This is a genomic window from Microbispora sp. ATCC PTA-5024, assembly GCF_000511135.2.
GTDB classification, from domain to species: Bacteria; Actinomycetota; Actinomycetes; order Streptosporangiales; family Streptosporangiaceae; genus Microbispora; species Microbispora corallina.
The window spans coordinates 404,443-420,608 of record NZ_KI866523.1; the positions used below are offsets into that span (position 1 = coordinate 404,443).

Here is a 16,166-nt window from a genome sequence, read left to right on the forward strand (position 1 = left end):
GTGGGCGCGGCGGGGGCTGCCCTCCCGGCCCCGGCGGCGGCCGGGGACGGGACCGCCGACAGCGTGACCGTGGCCGTCGCGACGGGTTCCAGCGTCGCGCCGAGGGACGGCACCGCCGTCACCGTGATCGGAGGAACGCGCTCCACCGAGGGCTGGGAGGACGGCGCCGCGGTCGCGGTGACCCGGTCGGCGGGAGTCCGCGCGACCCCGGGCGTCGCCGGCGGGGTCACGATCTCCTCCGGCGGGAGGCTCGGCTCCACCTTCGGCGCCACCGGCGCCCCGCTCGGGACCGCGGACGCCTCGGGCGACAGGACGGGAGGCAGAGGAACGGGCCGGAACAGCACGTATCGTCCGTCCGCGCTCATCGACAGGTCCGCCGCGCCCCGGCTCGACGAGGTCCAGGTACGGCTGTCGCCGGTGCCGGTGTCCGTGACCACGAGGTCGCCCGTCCCGGGCGTGCCGCGGCAGGGGACGGTGGTGTAGGCGATCGTCGACCCGTCCCCGTCGACGGCCAGCGAGGTGATCCGCCTGCCCTCCGGAGGCCCGTACGGCAGCACCCCCCACGAGCCGACCGTGCCGTCGTCGGCGATCCTGAGCTGGAAGATCCGCGGACGGCAGTCGGCGGTGCGCGAGGCGACGTAGAAGAGCCGGTTGTCCTGTGCCGCCTGGATGGCGGAGTAGGACTCGCCGTCGGCGGGCGGGTCGACCGTGCCGGTGACCTTCCCGTCGCGGACGCTCTTGATCGTGACGCCGTCGGGGCCCGCCTCGGCGAAGTACGACGGCGCGGACGGCGGCCCCGCCGTGGTGCCGGCGGCGACGTTCATCGCCCCGCCCCCGTGGCGGGCGACGGCCGCGCCGCCCGCGACCGCGACGGTCACGGCGGCGGCCGCGGCGATCGGGACCAGCCAGGGCCGGCTCGCGCGGCTCGTCCGGGTGCTCGGCCGGGCCTCGGGCTCGAACGGCGGCACCTCGTCGACCGTCTCGCCCACGGCCCTCGTCGCGTCGCGCAGGCGGTTGATGATCTCGTTCATCGGGGTTCTCCCAGGAGGCGGCCGAGCGCGTCGAGCGCCCGGGAGGTGGTCGACTTCACGGTCCCCCGGCTGACCCCCATGACCTGCGCGGTCTCCTCTTCGGACAGCTCCGCGTAGTAGCGCAGGACGAGGGCCTCCCGCTGGCGGCGCGGCAGGCGGTGGAGGGCCTCCATGACCTCGCGCCGCTCGGCGCCGAGCAGGGCCGCCGACTCCGCCGACCAGACCGGCGGGTCGTACGTCCCGGCGAACCAGGACGGCAGCCGGCGGCGCCGAAGGACGCTTCGCGCGTTGTTGAGCACCGAACTGCGGAGGTAGACCAGGGCCTTGTCCCGGTCGCGCAGGTCGCCGAACCGGCGGTGCAGGCCGAGGAACGCGTCGTGGACGACGTCCTCCGCGCTCTCGCGGTCACCCACCATGATCAGCGCGAGCCGGGTCAGGCCGAGGGCGTGCTCGGCGTAGAGGCCCGTGATGGCGGCGTCGGCGCCGGCCGGTGGGGGCGAGGAGGTCATCGGCTCCCCGGGGGGTTCGTCGAGATCCAGCGTTTCGGCCTTCATGTACCAGAGACGCCCGACGCCGGGTCAGGTTGCTTCGTCCCGCCCGCCGCCGTTTCCCGCCGCCGCTTCCCGCCGCCGCGTCCTTCCGTGCGGCGCCCGTTCGGTCAGGCGAGGCCGGGGCTGCGCAGGGCGAGGGTCATGGCCTCCACGGCGATCTGCGGGTTGACGTTGGCCGCGAGGCGCTCTCGGCACCGCATGATGGCGTCCGTACGGCGCATGGTGTCCTCCGGGGACGAGGCCCGGGCCACGGCCTCCACCTCGTGGCGGCGGTCCTCGTTGGCCAACTCGACCCGGGCGCCGAACTGCACGGCCAGCACGTCGCGGTAGAACGCCACGAGGTCGAGCAGCGCGAGGTCGAGCGAGTCGCGCTTGATCCGGGTGGCCCGCGACTTCTGCAGCGTCTCCAGCTCCTTCAGCGCCCCGGCGCCTCCGCGGACCAGGCCCTTGTTGAGCCCCTTGCCCGAGGAGCCCTCACCGTAGACCTTGCGCAGCTCGGCCGTCTCCACCTCGTTGAGCGCTGTGGTGGCCGCGTCGGCGTCCTCGGACGAGGTCTTCACCAACCGCTCGGCCGCCGTGATGCACTCGGCCACGCCCGTGAGCGACCGGGGGATGGACAGCACCTCGTCTCTGCGGCGCCGCGCCTCCTCGTCGAGCGCGAGCCGCCTGGCCCGGCCGATGTGCCCCTGCGCGGCGCGGGCCGCGAACAGCGCCGTGTCGTGCGGCACGTCGTCGCGGGTCATCAGCACATGGGCCACGGACTCGGTGGCGGGGGTGCTGAGCGTGACGACCCGGCAGCGCGACCGGATGGTGATGATCATGTCGTCGGGCGAGGGGGCGCACAGCAGCCACACCGTCCGCGGCGGGGGCTCCTCGATGGCCTTGAGCAACGCGTTGGCCGCCGCCTCCGTGACCCGGTCGGCGTCCTCGAACAGGACGATCCGCCAGCGGCCGAGCGTCGGCGCCCCCGCCGCCTTCAGCACCAGCTCACGGGTCTGCCGGACGCTGTAGGACAGCCCCTCCGGCCGCACCCACGTCACGTCAGGATGCGAGCCCACCTCGACCTGGTGGCACGCGTCGCAGTGGCCGCACCCCTGGTCGGGGCAGAGCAGCGCGGCCGCGAACGCCCGGGCGGCCGTCGACCGGCCCGAGCCGGGCGGCCCGGTGAACAGCCAGGCGTGGGTCATGCCGGCGCCGCGGCCTCCCGCGACCGCCTCGGCGGCGGCGGTGGCCGCAGCCCGCAGGACGGCGACGGCCCTGTCCTGGCCCACCAGATCCCCGAACACGCTCACGCCATCAACCTACCCTCGCGATCACGCCGTCCGGGCCGGACGTCCACAGCCTGTGGACAACCTCAGTCGCGGATGGCGGGCATGGTTCCCGTCGCCGCCTCGGCCTCCTGGGGCACCGGGTCGGGCAGGATCTCCCGGACCCGGTCCTGGATGAGGCGGGACACCTCCTCCTGCGGCAGCGTGCCGTCCACCACGAAGTAGCGATCGGGGCCGGCCGCGGCCAGCGCCCGGAACTCCCGCCGCACCCGCTCGTGGAACTCCAGCGGCTCGGCCTCGATCCGGTCGGCAGGGGAGGCCATCCGGCGCAGCCCGACGGACGGCGGCAGGTCGATCAGCACGGTCAGGTCGGGCACGAGGCCGCCCGTGGCCCAGGCGTTGACCCGCTCGACCTCCGCCCGGTCGAGGGAGCGGCCGGCGCCCTGGTAGGCCAGCGACGAGTCCACGTACCGGTCCGAGATCACCGTCGACCCCCGGTAGAGGGCCGGCCTGATGACCTTCTCGACGTGCTCGGCCCGGTCGGCCGCGTACAGCATGGCCTCGGCCCGCGGCGACAGGCCCTGGTGGCTCGCGTCGAGCAGGATGGCCCGCAGACGCATGCCCACCTTGGTCGAGCCGGGCTCACGGGTCTGGACGACGTCGAAGCCCTGGTCGCGCAGCCAGATCGCGAGCAGCCGCGACTGCGTGGTCTTGCCCGATCCCTCTCCGCCCTCGAAGGCGACGAACAGCCCGCGCGGCTGCTCGTCCTCCTCCGGGACGAACGTCTCGCCGCGCAGCGCGGCGAGCAGGTCGACGCCGATGGGGATGCCCCTCCGGTCGTCCATGTGCCGCAGGGCGAGCAGGCCGACGGCGACCGCGAGCAGCGCGGCCAGCACGAGCACGAGGTTGGTGCCGTCGAAGTGGTAGGTCATCCGCCCGACCGCGAGCACGTGGCGGCCGAAGAACGCGGCCAGCGTCGAGGCGACGGCCACCACCAGCAGCAGCACGACCCGGGCCAGCGACTGCAGGAACGCGAACGTCCGGCCGCGCAGCCCGTCCTCCACCTCGAGGCCGATGGTCGTGTAGCCGATGATCCAGGCGATGCCGGCGCAGGCCCCCAGAATGACGGTGAGCACGACCACGACGACCAGGTTGGGGATGAGCGCGATCGCGGCCAGCGTCACCCCGGCCAGGATGATCGCCAGGCCGAAGAGCCGGCGCCGCGACAGCCCCTTGAGCAGCCGCAGGCCGAAGAACATGCCGAACGCCATGCCGAGGAAGACCGCGCAGAACACCGCGCCGTAGCCCGCGTCGCCGCCGTTCAGCGTCCCGACGTACGCCTTGGCGACCCCGACGACGGCGCCGCCCGCCGCGAAGGCGCCGATCATGCCGATGATCAGGCCGCGCACGACCCGGTCGCCGCCGGCGAAGCGCCAGCCGTCCACGATCTGCCGCAGCACCGAGGGCGCCGACACGTGCCGGACGTGGTTCTTCGGGATGGCGCGCAGCGTGAAGATCAGCACCGCCGAGACCAGGTACGCCAGGGCGTTGACGGTGAGGGCCACGTCGGTGGCCGTGATCCCGACCCCGGGGGCCGCCTTTCCCACCATCGTCACCACGGCCGACACGATCGCGAACACCGCCGCGGCGACCGGGGCCGTGCCGTACGTGACGAGGAGGTTGAGCTGGTTGGCCTCCTCGAGCCGGTCCTTCGGCACGAGGTTGGGGACGGTGGCGTCCTTGGCCGGCACCCAGAACAGGTTCACGCACTCCACCAGGAACGTGGCGACGATCACCCACTGGTAGGTCGCGACGATCGGGATCGACAGCACCACGGCGAACCGGGCCACATCGGCGGCCACCATCGTCGTCCTGCGGTCGAACCGGTCGGCCACCGCCCCGGCGAGCGGGCCGAGCAGGATCGCGGGCAGCATCTTCGCGACGAAGACGCCGCCGATGGCGAGGCTCTGCGCCTGGAAACCGGACCCGGCGGTCAGGTTCCCCGCGAGGGCCGTCAGGGCGATGATGTTGAGCCAGTCGCCGAGACTGCAGACCGACATCGCCGTCCACAGACGGCGGAACGGCGCGTTCGCCAGCACGTGCGGCGCCTTGCGTCGCGTGGCGGCCCGGCCAGGGGTGCTCATGATGTCAGCGTATCCAGGTGCTCGCTGGGCTGGGGAAACGGCGAGCGGGCCGGATTTGCCCCGCCTGCTCGTCGCCTGAGGGTATTACGTCTGCCGTGTCCCCGCAGTCCGGACGCGGGCAATGCTCTGACCCATTTCCCCGCCCCTACCCGGCCTGCGGGTGGAGCTCGATGAGCGTGATCTCCGGCGGGGCGCCGACGCGGACGGGCGGCCCCCAGAAGCCGGCCCCCCGGGTGACGTAGATCTGGGTGTCGCCGCCCCCGGCGCGGGGGAAGCGGGCCAGCCCGGCCACCACCGGCTGCTGCAGCGGCACGAGCAGGTTGAACGGAGCCATCTGCCCGCCGTGGGTGTGCCCGGACAACTGGAGGTCGACCCCGCGTGCCGCGGCCTCCTCCACCTGGAGGGGCTGGTGCGCCAGCAGCACGACCGGCCGGGAGGGGTCCCGCCCGCCGAGGGCCTTGTCCAGGTCGGGACCGTCGCCGGACGCCCGGCCGTTCAGGTCGTTCACCCCGGCGAGTTCGAGCGACGCGCCGCCGCGGCCGATCGTCACACGCTCGTTGCGCAGCGGGTGGACGCCGAAGGAGCGCAGCTCCTCGATCCATTCCTGGGGCCCGCCGGCCGTGTAGTACTCGTGGTTGCCGGTCACGAAGAACGACCCGAAGGGGGCGTGCAGGTCCATCAGCGGCGTCGCCAGCTCGCCCAGCTCGGCGACGGTCCCGTCCACGAGGTCGCCCACGATCGTCACGACGTCGGGCCGCAGGCCGTTGATCATACGGACGATCCGCTCGGTGTGGCCCCTGCCCGACAGCGGGCCGAGATGGATGTCGCTGACCACCGCGACGCGCAGCCCGGCCAGCTCCGGGCCGAGCCGGGGCAGCCGGATCGGCACCCGCTCGACGACCGGGTCGCCGAGCGCGGTCCGCATGCCGTAGCCGACCGTCGCCAGGGCGCCGGCGCCGACGATCGCGGCGGCGGTCCGGGAGACGAACAGCCGCCGGTCGACGAGCGGCCCGCCGGCCTTGTCCCCCTCCCGGGAGGCCGGGTCGCCCTCGTGGAGCGGCGCATCCGGCGCAGCCACGGTGCCCCCGCCAGCCGGCCCGATGCGGGACGCCGACGCCGACGCGGCGGCCGTCGCCGCGACGGGCGCCGCGTCCGCCTCCTCCGCCGCGCCGGTACGGCCCCGCCGCCGCAGGACGAGCCCGGCGACCGCCCGCGGGATCTCCATCAGCAGCCCGAACACGAACAGGTAGAACATGATCGCCAGCCACAGGTACCCGGGCCACGCGACGACGCGTTCGATCTCCATCCCGAACAGGCGTCCGCCCGCGACGGTCAGCACCAGCAGGGCGGCCAGCACGACCACGGCCCATGTGAGGATCCGGCGCGTCCGCGATCCCGGCCTCGTCGCCGCCCGGACCAGGCGCCGCCACAGGTAGTAGTGGACGACGACCACGGCCGCCAGGATCAGGAACAGGAACCCCACCGTCGTCTCCCCTCGACCGGCCGTCGATCTCCGGGAGACGATGATCCCACGACGTCCCGGCCCGGCCGTACGGAGACGGCCGGGACCGGACGCCGGTCAGGACTTGGCGGCGGGCTTCTTCGCGGGGGCCTTGGCCCGGGTCGTGGTGCGCTTGGGGGCGGGGGCCCGCTCCCGGCGCTCGACCAGCAACTCGGCCGCCCGCTCAAGGGTGATGTCCTCGACCGTGTCGCCCTTGCGCAGCGAGGCGTTGGTCTCGCCGTCGGTGACGTACGGCCCGAAGCGGCCCTCCTTGACCACCACCGGCTTCTTCGAGTTGGGGTCCTCCCCCAGCTCGCGCAGCGGGGGCGCGGCGGCGGCCCGGCCGCGGCCGCGGGTCTTCGGCTGCGCGAACAGCTCCTTGGCCTGCTCGATCGTGACCGTGAGCAGGTCGTCCTCGGACGCGAGCGAGCGCGAGTCGGTCCCCTTCTTGATGTACGGCCCGAAGCGGCCGTTCTGCGCGGTGACCTCCTCGCCGTCGATCGCGCCGACCACCCGCGGGAGCTGCAGCAGCTTCAGCGCCTGGTCCAGCGTGACCGTGTCGAGCGTCATGGTCTTGAACAGCGAGCTCGTGCGCGGCTTGACCGCGTCGGCCTTCTTCGTCCGCCGCTTCCCGTCGGCCGGCGCCGGCTCCTCGGGCAGGATCTCGGTGACGTACGGGCCGAACCGGCCGTCCTTGGCCACGATCGTGCGCCCGGTCGCCGGGTCGACGCCCAGCTCGCGGTCGCCGCTCGGGCGCGAGAACAGCTCCTCGGCCTTCTCCGCGGTCAGCTCGTCCGGGGCCATGTCCTCGGGGACGTTGACCCGGGCGCCGTCGCGGTCGAGGTACGGGCCGTAGCGGCCGACCCGGATGACGATGTCGGTGCCCTTGATCGGGAAGGAGCTGATCTCCCTGGCGTCGATCTCGCCGAGGTCGGTGACCATCTCCTTGAGGCCCTCGTCGCCGTCGTCGCCGTAGTAGAACCGGCGCAGCTCGGGGACCCGCTCGGCCCGGTCGTTGGCGATGTCGTCGAGGACCTTCTCCATGTCGGCCGTGAAGTCGTAGTCGACCAGGTTGCCGAAGTGCTGCTCCAGCAGGTTGACCACGGCGAACGCGAGGAACGACGGCACCAGGGCCGTGCCCTTCTTGAACACGTACCCGCGGTCGAGGATCGTTCCGATGATCGACGCGTACGTGGACGGGCGGCCGATCTCCCGGTCCTCCAGCTCCTTGACCAGCGACGCCTCGGTGTACCTCGCGGGCGGCTTGGTCGAGTGGCCGAGCGCGGTCAGCTCCGCCGCCGTGAGCCGGTCGCCCTCGCTCAGGGCCGGCAGGCGCTTCTCGGAGTCGTCCCGGTCGGTCGAGGGGTCGTCGGCGCCCTCGACGTACGCCTTCAGGAAGCCGTAGAAGGTGATCGTGCGGCCGGTGGCCGTGAACTCGGCGCGCTCGCCCGCGCTGGAGGCGCCCTCGACCTTCACCGAGACCGACTCGCCGACGGCGTCCTTCATCTGCGAGGCGACCGTGCGCTGCCAGATCAGCTCGTACAGGCGGAACGAGTCGCCCGACAGGCCCGTCTCGCCCGGCGTGCGGAACTCCTCGCCCGACGGCCGGATCGCCTCGTGCGCCTCCTGGGCGTTCTTCACCTTGCTGGTGTAGACGCGCGGCTTGTCCGGCACGTACGCCGAGCCGTACAGCTTGATCGCCTGGCCGCGGGCGGCGGCGACGGCGGTCTCCGACAGCGTGATGCTGTCGGTACGCATGTAGGTGATGAAGCCGTTCTCGTACAGGCGCTGGGCGACCTGCATCGTGTACTTCGCGGAGAAGCCGAGCTTGCGGCTCGCCTCCTGCTGCAGGGTCGTCGTCCGGAACGGCGCGTAAGGCTTGCGCGTGTACGGCCTGCGCTCGACGGACCTGACGGCGTACGACGCCCCGTGGAGCCGGGCGGCGAGGGCGCTCGCCGCCGCCTCGTCCAGGTGGAGGACGTCGGACCCCTTGAGCCGGCCGGTCGAGGCGAAGTCGCGGCCCTGGGCCACCCTCCTGCCGTCCACCCCGGTCAGCGTGGCGGTGAACGTGCGGGGGTCGTCGGCGTCGCGGCCGGTGTCGAACAGGGCCTGCAGATCCCAGTAGTTGGCCGCGGTGAACGCCAGGCGCTCCCGCTCGCGCTCCACCACGAGGCGGGTCGCGACCGACTGGACGCGACCGGCCGACAGCCGGGGCTTGACCTTCTTCCACAGGACCGGGCTCACCTCGTAGCCGTACAGGCGGTCGAGGATGCGCCGCGTCTCCTGGGCGTCCACCAGGCGCAGGTTGAGGTCGCGGGGGTTGGAGACCGCGTCCCGGATGGCGTGCGGGGTGATCTCGTGGAACACCATGCGGTGCACCGGGATCTTCGGCTTGAGCACCTCGCGCAGGTGCCACGCGATGGCCTCGCCCTCGCGGTCCTCGTCGGTGGCGAGGTAGAGCTCGTCCGCCTCCTTGAGAAGCTGCTTGAGCTTCGACACCTGGGACTTCTTGTCCGGGTTGACGACGTAGAGCGGCTCGAACTCGTGGTCGACGTTCACCCCGAGGCGGGCCCAGGCCTCGCTTTTGTACTTCTCCGGGATGTCCTCGGCCTTCTCCGGAAGGTCACGGATGTGGCCGATGCTCGACTCCACGATGTAGCCGCGCCCGAGGTACCCGGCGATCGTCTTCGCCTTGGCAGGCGACTCGACGATCACCAGGCGGGTTCCGCCGGCGTTGCCGTTGTTGGCTGGCACGCTGCTTCCTACCTCGCTGTCCGCTGTCGTTCCCCGTGTCCCGGGTTCCGTGCTCCCCAGGCTCTGTGGTCCCTCGTCCTTCCGGCTCGGCGCCGCGCGCCTACGCCCGCTCCGCCCGGTCCATCGGGTGGCCCCGAGGGGCCGTTTCGAAGGTACCTGCCGCGGCGAGTTCTTCCCTCTCGGGCTACCCGGTTATGTCCGGGAATGTAACTCGCCTGGACCTGTTATCCACGAGGACGCAGAATAGAGCCCATCCGGTTCCCTAGCACGCCCCGGAGACTAATGGCTGTGCTCGACTACTCCTACTTGGACCTGTATCTGCCGCGCGGCACCTCGCGTGAAGTGGCCCGCCAGATGCTCACCGAGCATGCGGAACACGGAGATTGGGAGCTCCAGAGACTGCGGTTGTATCCCGACGGCAGCAGGCGCATCCGGTTGCGCCGCAAGGTCATCCGCGCCTCGCGCACCATGTGAGTCGGGCCTCCTGCCGATCGTGCTCGTCCGGGACCGTACGGCGCCCCTGACCTTCTCTTTAGGGCCTGTCTGAAGACAGCGCTTTGCCCGCCCCGGGCCGCGCCCCCGGAGCGGGCAAAGCATCCGTGCCACCCTCCACTGGCTGGGAGGGAGCGTTCAGTGTCGCCCCGCCTGGCAGGCGGCCGGGTCACCCGGTGGCGGGCGGCTGGATCGCCGCCGCCGCCATGAGGCGGCCCGGTGCCGCCGCGTCGCCTGGCGCGAGCGAGAGATATCCCTTACTTCCGCCCGAGGCGGAAGCGGCGGGTGACGGCGAACAGGCTCGCCGAGGCGGCGAACATGGCGCCGAGGACCAGGGCGGCGAACGAACCGGAGTTCATCCCGGTCAGCCCGTTCGGCTGCTCCGCGCTCATCAGGCCGAGGTTGTCCAGCGGCAGGATGCCGGCGGTGTCCCGCAGGTCACCGGTCGGCAGGCCGCGCCCGGCGTCCTTCAGGGCGCCGCCGACGGGCAGCGAGCGGGTCGCGTCGTTCACCGTACGGGTGGAGGGCAGGGTGCGGGTGGTCCCGTCGAGCGAGCCCGTCACGTCGGACAGGGCCGGGACGTTCGAGGTGCGGGAGGAGCCGCCCGGCAGGGCGGGGACCTTCGGCGTCTCGGGCAGGCCCAGCATGTTCGGCAGGTCGCCGACCACCGGGGCCGACGGCGTCGCGGCGGCGCTCATCTGCTGCGGGACGCCGCTCGCCTCCTTCAGGCCGGACAGCATCGGCGCGGCGGGCATCGCCGGCATCATCGAGCCGCGCGAGACGGCCTTGGTCTCCTGACGCCAGTACCACCTGTGGTGCCCGTCGCGACCGCCGACGCGGGCGCCGCCGAGGCACCCCGCGGCCGCGTCGCCCAGGACCGCGACCGAGTTGCCGCAGACATTGATCGGGGCCGTGATCGGCGCCACGACCTGGTTGCCACCCAGGATCGAGGAACGGCCCGAGGTGACGTTGCCGCCTCCGCCGACGCCGCCGAGGACCGCCGCGCCGCCCGCGCAGCCCGCGCGGGACCGGCCGAGGACGGCCACCGCGTTGCCGCAGACATTGATCGGAGCGGTGATCGGCGCCACCACCTGGTTGCCACCCAGGATCGAGGAACGGCCCGAGGTGACGTTGCCGCCCGCGCCCCAGCCGCGGCCCCAGCCGCCGTGCACGGTGGCGCCGCCCTTGCAGCCCGCGAACGCCTTACCGGCGACGGCCACCGCGTTGCCGCAGATGTCGATCGGGAGGGTGATCGGCGCCACCACCTGGTTGCCGCCGAGCACGCTGTGCCGGCCGTCGGTCACGTTGTGACCGGAGCCGCCGCCCCAGTGACCGCCGTGGCCCCAGTGGCCTCCGTGACCCCAGTGGCCGCCGTGGCCGCCCTTCCAGCCGCCCTCGCAGCCGCCGTTGCCGTTGCCGCACACGTGGACGGGCGGGGTGACCGGCGCGATCACCTGGGTGCCGCCGCCGCCGGAGTAGCGGCCGTCGGTGTCGTGCCCGGACGAGCCGGGGTGCGTCCAGTGCCCGCCGCCGTGGCTCCAGTGGCCGCCGTGGCCCCAGTGCCCGCCGTGCCCGCCGTGCCCGCCGCCGACGGAGGATCCTCCGTGGCAGCCGGAGAAGGCGTCGCCGAGGACCGCGACCGAGTTGCCGCAGACGTTGACCGGAGCCGTGATCGGCGCCACCACCTGGTTGCCGCCCAGGATCGAGGAACGGCCCGAGGTGCGGTTGCCGCCGGAGCGGACCATCCGGGCGCTCTTGACGTAGGCGCCGCCGTGGCACCCGGCGGCGGCGTCGCCGAAGATCGCGATCGCGTTGCCGCACAGGTTGACGGGCGCGGTGATCGGGGCCACCACCTGATTGCCGCCCAGGACGCTGTCGGCGCCGCTGGTGACGTTGCGGCCCGCGCCGCCGCCGCGCCGCCCGGAGCCGCGGACGGCAGCGCCGCCCTTGCAGCCCGCGCGGGAGCGGCCGAGGACGGCCACGGCGTTGCCGCAGGCGTCGATCGGGGCCGTGATCGGGGCGACGATCTGGTTGCCGCCGAGGATGCTGCCGTACCCGGAGGTGCGGTTCTGCCCTGCGCCGCCGTTGCCGCCCTGGACCGCGGCCGCACCGCCGCGGGAGGCGGCCCGCGCGTCGCCGGCCACGGCGACGGCGTTGCCGCTGATGTCGATCGGAAGGGTGATCGGCAGGTTGACCTGGTTGCCGCCGCCGATCGAGCCGTCGCCCGTGGTGTCGGCGAAAGCCGTACCGCTGCCAAGGGTCATGACACCGGCGGCGAGGAACGCCGCGGGAGCCGAGCCCTTCGCCCACGTTCGCATAATGGTTACTCCTAGTGATTCTTAGGGGGATTTGCCTGACAGCTCGCGACAGAGGTCCATGCCGAGGCACAGCGGGGCTGTGGACGGTCACGAGGGTGAGAGACTCCGCGTCACTCGCGGGGAGAGCCCGCCAGCCCGGGCACCACGGCGCAGGGCAGGCTCGCGCACCGGTCGGCCGCACAGGGGACCGGTGCCAAGGGCGAGGTCAGTCGGGAGAGAAAGAAGGGTCGTCCGCCGCTGTGCGCACGACCGGGGGAACCACCGCCGCCAGTGGGGCGGGCAGCTTCGTGAAGCGCGGCTCGACTACCGGCCGCGCGACGTCCCCGGAAAGAGGGGATCCACCGTTCGTCTGCGGAACGAGCCCGCGGTCGCCCGGGGCGTGGTCCACGGTGGACGGTGGCGGGAGCACGGGCTTCGACTGGCTGGTGAGCCCGTCGACCGTGCGCCCGGCCATGGCCTCGGCGTTCGCCGAGGTCGGGTCGATCGCCGTGGGGAAACCGTCGGACCTCCCCCTGGCGGCGGAGCCGGCGCTCGACGCGAGCGACCCGGCGGAGCCCGCCGCGGGGAATCGGTCGGGGAGAGCCGACCCGGCGACAGAGTGTGAGGGAGCCGCCCCGGCCGCGGAGGACACCGCGCCGAAGAGGCCGCAGACCGCGCCGAACAGCCACCCGAGGGCGATCAGCCCGCCGATGACCAGTAGGCGCCCCAGACGGGAGCCGGCCGCGAACCGCGCCATCCGGCTGATCCCGCCGGACCCGGGAGGAGTGACGGGCGCGCCCGGATCAGCGGAGGGCGGAACCGCCCCCCGCTGCTCTTCCGGCGTGCGCGTCACGCGACCTCCCGAGTCCGCTGGGTCCGCCCGGTGCGGATCCAACCCTCAACGGAGAGTTACTGTAGCGGCACTCCACGTGATCGCAACACTTTTCTCAGCAGTAATCGAGGAATCGGTCAAGCACCCGTACGCCAAACTGGAGCGAATCCACCGGAACCCGCTCGTCGATGCCATGGAACATCCCGGAGAAGTCCAAGTCTTCGGGCAGGCGGAGGGGCGCGAAGCCGTATCCGCGGATGCCCAGCGTGCTGAACGCCTTGAGGTCGGTGCCGCCGCTCAGCGTGTACGGCACGGCCCGGGCCCCCGGGTCCTCCTCCTGCAGGGCGTCGGCCATCGCCTTGACCAGCGGGCCCTTGAACGAGGTCTCCACGGCCACGTCGTGGTAGACGAACTCGCGGGCGACGTCCGGCCCGAGCAGCTCGTCGACCGTCTGGAAGAACTCGTCCTCGTAGCCGGGGAGGAACCGGCCGTCCACGTGGGCGGTGGCGACCTGGGGGATGACGTTGGCCTTGTACCCCGCCTGGAGCATGGTGGGGTTGACGGTGTTGCGCAGCGTGGCGCCGATCATGCGGGCCAGCGGGCCGAGCGCGGCCACCGCCTCCTCGGCGTCCTCGGCCTTCACCTCGACCTCGAAGACCTCCTCGAAGAACGCCTGGACGGTGGGCGTGAGCCGGACCGGCCAGCGGTACCGGCCCAGGCGGCCGACGGCCTCCGCGAGCGCGGTCACCGCGTTCTCGTCGTTCAGCATCGAGCCGTGGCCGGCCCGGCCCTTCGCGGTCAGCCGCATCCAGGCGATGCCCTTCTCGGCGGCCTCGATGAGGTACACCCGGCCCTTGTCGCCCATCGTCACGCTGAACCCGCCGACCTCGCCGATCGCCTCGGTGCAGCCCTCGAACAGCTCGGCGTGGTTCCGTACCAGCCACTGGGCCCCGTAGTGGCCGCCCGCCTCCTCGTCGGCGGTGAAGGCGAGCACGACGTCACGCGACGGCCGCCGGCCCGCGCTCAGCCGCTGCCGCACGACCGCGAGGATCATCGCGTCCATGTCCTTCATGTCCACCGCGCCGCGGCCCCAGACGCAGCCGTCGGCGATCTCGCCGCTGAGCGGGTGGTGCCGCCAGTCGGCCGCGTCGAACGGCACCACGTCGAGGTGCCCGTGCAGCAGGAGGCCGTCCCGTGTCCGGTCGGTCCCCTCGATGCGGGCGATCACACTGGCCCGCCCGCTGTCGGACTCGAGGATGCGCGGCTCCAGGCCGACGTCGGCGAGCCTGCCCGCCACGTACTCGGCCGCCTGCCGCTCTCCGGGGCCGCTGTTGTCCCCCGCGTTCGTCGAGTCGATCCGGATCAGGTCGCGGCACAGCTCGACGACCTCGTCCTCCCCGTTAACCGGGATCATTGCGCCTCCTTCGTACGGCCGGCCGGCGAGCCGGATTCGCATGCTCCATTTCCTCACAGGTTGCCCCCCGGGGCGCGCGCGGGTTCGCGTCCGGGCCGGAGTGGGCGGGCGGAATCCCGGTATGAAGCACGGCGGGGACAGTGCTAACCTGTATCAGCCGACGCGGGATGACGATCCCGCGTAGGGCACCACGTCCGGGTGGCGGAATAGGCAGACGCGCTAGCTTGAGGTGCTAGTGCCCAGTGATGGGCATGGGGGTTCAAGTCCCCCCTCGGACACCAAGATCATTCTTGGGATCATATGAATATGCAAGATTGAGCTGACGCTCGGGCAGGATTGTCCGGGCGTTTCGCTTTTATCCGCCAGCTCAGCCTGGATGCACCGAGCCGATTCTGATGTGATTGCTGTGAAATGAGAGGAGGTGCCCTGCGAGCTGGGATGATGGGAGTTCTCTAAGCTTCCAAGATCCGCAGTCGAAGGACACCTCTCACGTGCGATTGTTTCATCAATCTCGGCGATCAACGCGATCGTGGTCTTGACGTTCAGGCCGTAACACGCCTGACCGGGCTGGACCCTTCGGGCGCCGCCGCGGTCGTCGCGTGACCACACGAGCAACGCCACACCGGCATCCGGTATTCGACCGTCTCCGGCCTAACCCCCGGCAGCTTCGTCACGTGCGCGCGGACGAACCCGGCGTCGTTCGGTCGGGGCCCGCTGTCATCTCCATCCGTGTGCCCCTTTCGGCAGCGCCGGCCGCCCGGCGGACGCTTGGGCCCATCCACCCCGTGGCGGCCCCTTCCGCGGCGCCGGTGAGGGCCGCGACCACGAGATCGCCGAGCGTGGACAGGTTGTAGCCGCCTTCCTGGATCATGACCGTGGGTCCGAGCGCGGCCAGTGCCGCGCACGCCGTGCGATAGGCGCCAGCAGTGACCCGCAGCGGGCTCTCGGGATCGTCGGCGGCCGCGTCCAGCCCCAGGGAGACGACCAGAGCGTCGGCGCGGGCCTGCCGGCACAGCGCGTCCACCGCCTCCAGCCACTCGTCGTCCCCGCTGCCCGGGGCGAGCGGCAGGTTGAGATTCGCGCCCTCGCCGGGACCCCGGCCGCGCTCGTCCGCGAAGCCCGCGTAGTGCGGGAACCATCCGGCCCCCGGGTCGACGTGGACCGAGCCGTACCGGACGTCGGCCCGGTCGTAGAAGATCGCCTGGGTGCCGTTGCCGTGGTGGGCGTCGATGTCGACGATCGCCACCCGCTCGGCCCCGCCCTCCCGCAGCGCCTGCGCGGCCACCGCCGCGTTGTTCAGGTAGCACGAGCCGCCGAACGCGTCGCGCGTCGCGTGGTGCCCGGGCGGCCGGCACAGCCCGTACGCCACCCGCGCGCCCCCGGCCACCAGGTCGGCGGCGGTCAACGCGACGTCCACGGCGGCCCGGATCGCCTCCCAGCTGCCCGGCCCGATCAGCGTCATCGTGTCGTAGCAGTGGCGTCCCGCCCTGCCGTGCGGGGCGCGCGGCTCCCGGAGGGGGAGCCCGGCCAGCATGCCGTCCGTGGGGAACAGGTAGGGGACCACCCGGTCCCGGCCGTGCTCGGCGGGATATCCGGCCCGCTCCCACTCCGCCCAGATCGCGGCCAGGTGATCGAGCAGCTCCGGACCGTGCACCGCACGCAGCACCGTGTCGTCGTGCGCGACGGCGGGCGTGATCGGGGCCCCCGCTGCGGCGAGCGCGTCCCGGATGACCACCGCCCGCCCGGCCACCTCGGTGCCCGCGTCCCGCACGCCGAGCCAGACCTCGCCCGCCGGATCGTGGCGTAGACAGGCGGGATCCCACACGACTGGAATATCACTGATTGTCATAGATCATCCCTGTATGAGTGGATATCATGCCGG

Annotated in this window: 10 protein-coding genes, 1 tRNA gene and 1 pseudogene; 2 read left to right on the forward strand and 10 right to left on the reverse strand. The window is 72.7% G+C overall.

Features of this window, described 5'->3' with window-relative positions; translation table 11 throughout:
• From MPTA5024_RS14355 to topA, 6 genes and pseudogenes are all read right to left on the reverse strand, one after another.
• Positions 1–1,031 (reverse strand): annotated as a pseudogene (locus MPTA5024_RS14355) (hypothetical protein); the annotation flags it as partial.
• The gene (locus MPTA5024_RS14360) at positions 1,028–1,540 is read right to left on the reverse strand and encodes a SigE family RNA polymerase sigma factor (protein WP_051458420.1); all 513 of its coding nucleotides are present in this window, start codon (positions 1,538–1,540) and stop codon (positions 1,028–1,030) included. The pseudogene MPTA5024_RS14355 and the gene MPTA5024_RS14360, both read right to left, overlap by 4 nt.
• Before the next feature lie 149 nt (positions 1,541–1,689).
• Positions 1,690–2,874, reverse strand: a complete 1,185-nt coding sequence (locus MPTA5024_RS14365; protein WP_036324528.1) for a DNA polymerase III subunit delta' — start codon at positions 2,872–2,874, stop codon at positions 1,690–1,692.
• A 62-nt stretch (positions 2,875–2,936) separates the two neighbouring features.
• Positions 2,937–4,994: a dTMP kinase gene (tmk, locus tag MPTA5024_RS14370; protein ID WP_036324531.1), complete on the reverse strand. Its 2,058-nt coding sequence runs from the start codon at positions 4,992–4,994 to the stop codon at positions 2,937–2,939.
• A gap of 145 nt (positions 4,995–5,139) precedes the next feature.
• Entirely contained in the window at positions 5,140–6,477 is a 1,338-nt protein-coding gene (locus MPTA5024_RS14375; protein WP_036324534.1) for a metallophosphoesterase, read from the reverse strand.
• Between the two features lie 96 nt (positions 6,478–6,573).
• Entirely contained in the window at positions 6,574–9,249 is a 2,676-nt protein-coding gene (gene topA, locus MPTA5024_RS14380) for a type I DNA topoisomerase (RefSeq protein WP_036324537.1), read from the reverse strand.
• Between the two features lie 282 nt (positions 9,250–9,531).
• On the opposite strand from topA, the gene MPTA5024_RS14385 reads away from it, so the two are divergent.
• Positions 9,532–9,723, forward strand: coding sequence for a DUF5703 family protein (locus MPTA5024_RS14385; RefSeq protein ID WP_442922048.1), 192 nt, complete (start codon positions 9,532–9,534; stop codon positions 9,721–9,723).
• A gap of 275 nt (positions 9,724–9,998) precedes the next feature.
• On the opposite strand, the gene MPTA5024_RS43490 is transcribed toward MPTA5024_RS14385, so the two are convergent.
• The 3 genes from MPTA5024_RS43490 to MPTA5024_RS14400 form a co-directional block, all read right to left on the reverse strand.
• Positions 9,999–12,059: a chaplin family protein gene (locus MPTA5024_RS43490; RefSeq protein ID WP_036324540.1), complete on the reverse strand. Its 2,061-nt coding sequence runs from the start codon at positions 12,057–12,059 to the stop codon at positions 9,999–10,001.
• Positions 12,060–12,264: 205 nt separating this feature from the next.
• The gene (locus MPTA5024_RS14395) at positions 12,265–12,891 is read right to left on the reverse strand and encodes a hypothetical protein (RefSeq protein WP_036324542.1); all 627 of its coding nucleotides are present in this window, start codon (positions 12,889–12,891) and stop codon (positions 12,265–12,267) included.
• 94 nt (positions 12,892–12,985) lie between these two features.
• A complete protein-coding gene (locus MPTA5024_RS14400) occupies positions 12,986–14,284 on the reverse strand; it encodes a M20/M25/M40 family metallo-hydrolase (RefSeq protein WP_036324544.1) in 1,299 nt (432 codons plus the stop codon).
• A gap of 192 nt (positions 14,285–14,476) precedes the next feature.
• Between MPTA5024_RS14400 and MPTA5024_RS14405 the strand changes: the two genes are divergently transcribed.
• Positions 14,477–14,565 (forward strand) — tRNA-Leu (locus tag MPTA5024_RS14405).
• A 389-nt stretch (positions 14,566–14,954) separates the two neighbouring features.
• Here MPTA5024_RS14405 and MPTA5024_RS14410 read toward each other — a convergent pair.
• Positions 14,955–16,133 carry a histone deacetylase family protein gene (locus tag MPTA5024_RS14410; RefSeq protein ID WP_084369705.1) on the reverse strand — a complete coding sequence of 393 codons (1,179 nt, stop codon included), beginning with the start codon at positions 16,131–16,133 and terminating at the stop codon, positions 14,955–14,957.
• Positions 16,134–16,166: the final 33 nt, after the last annotated feature.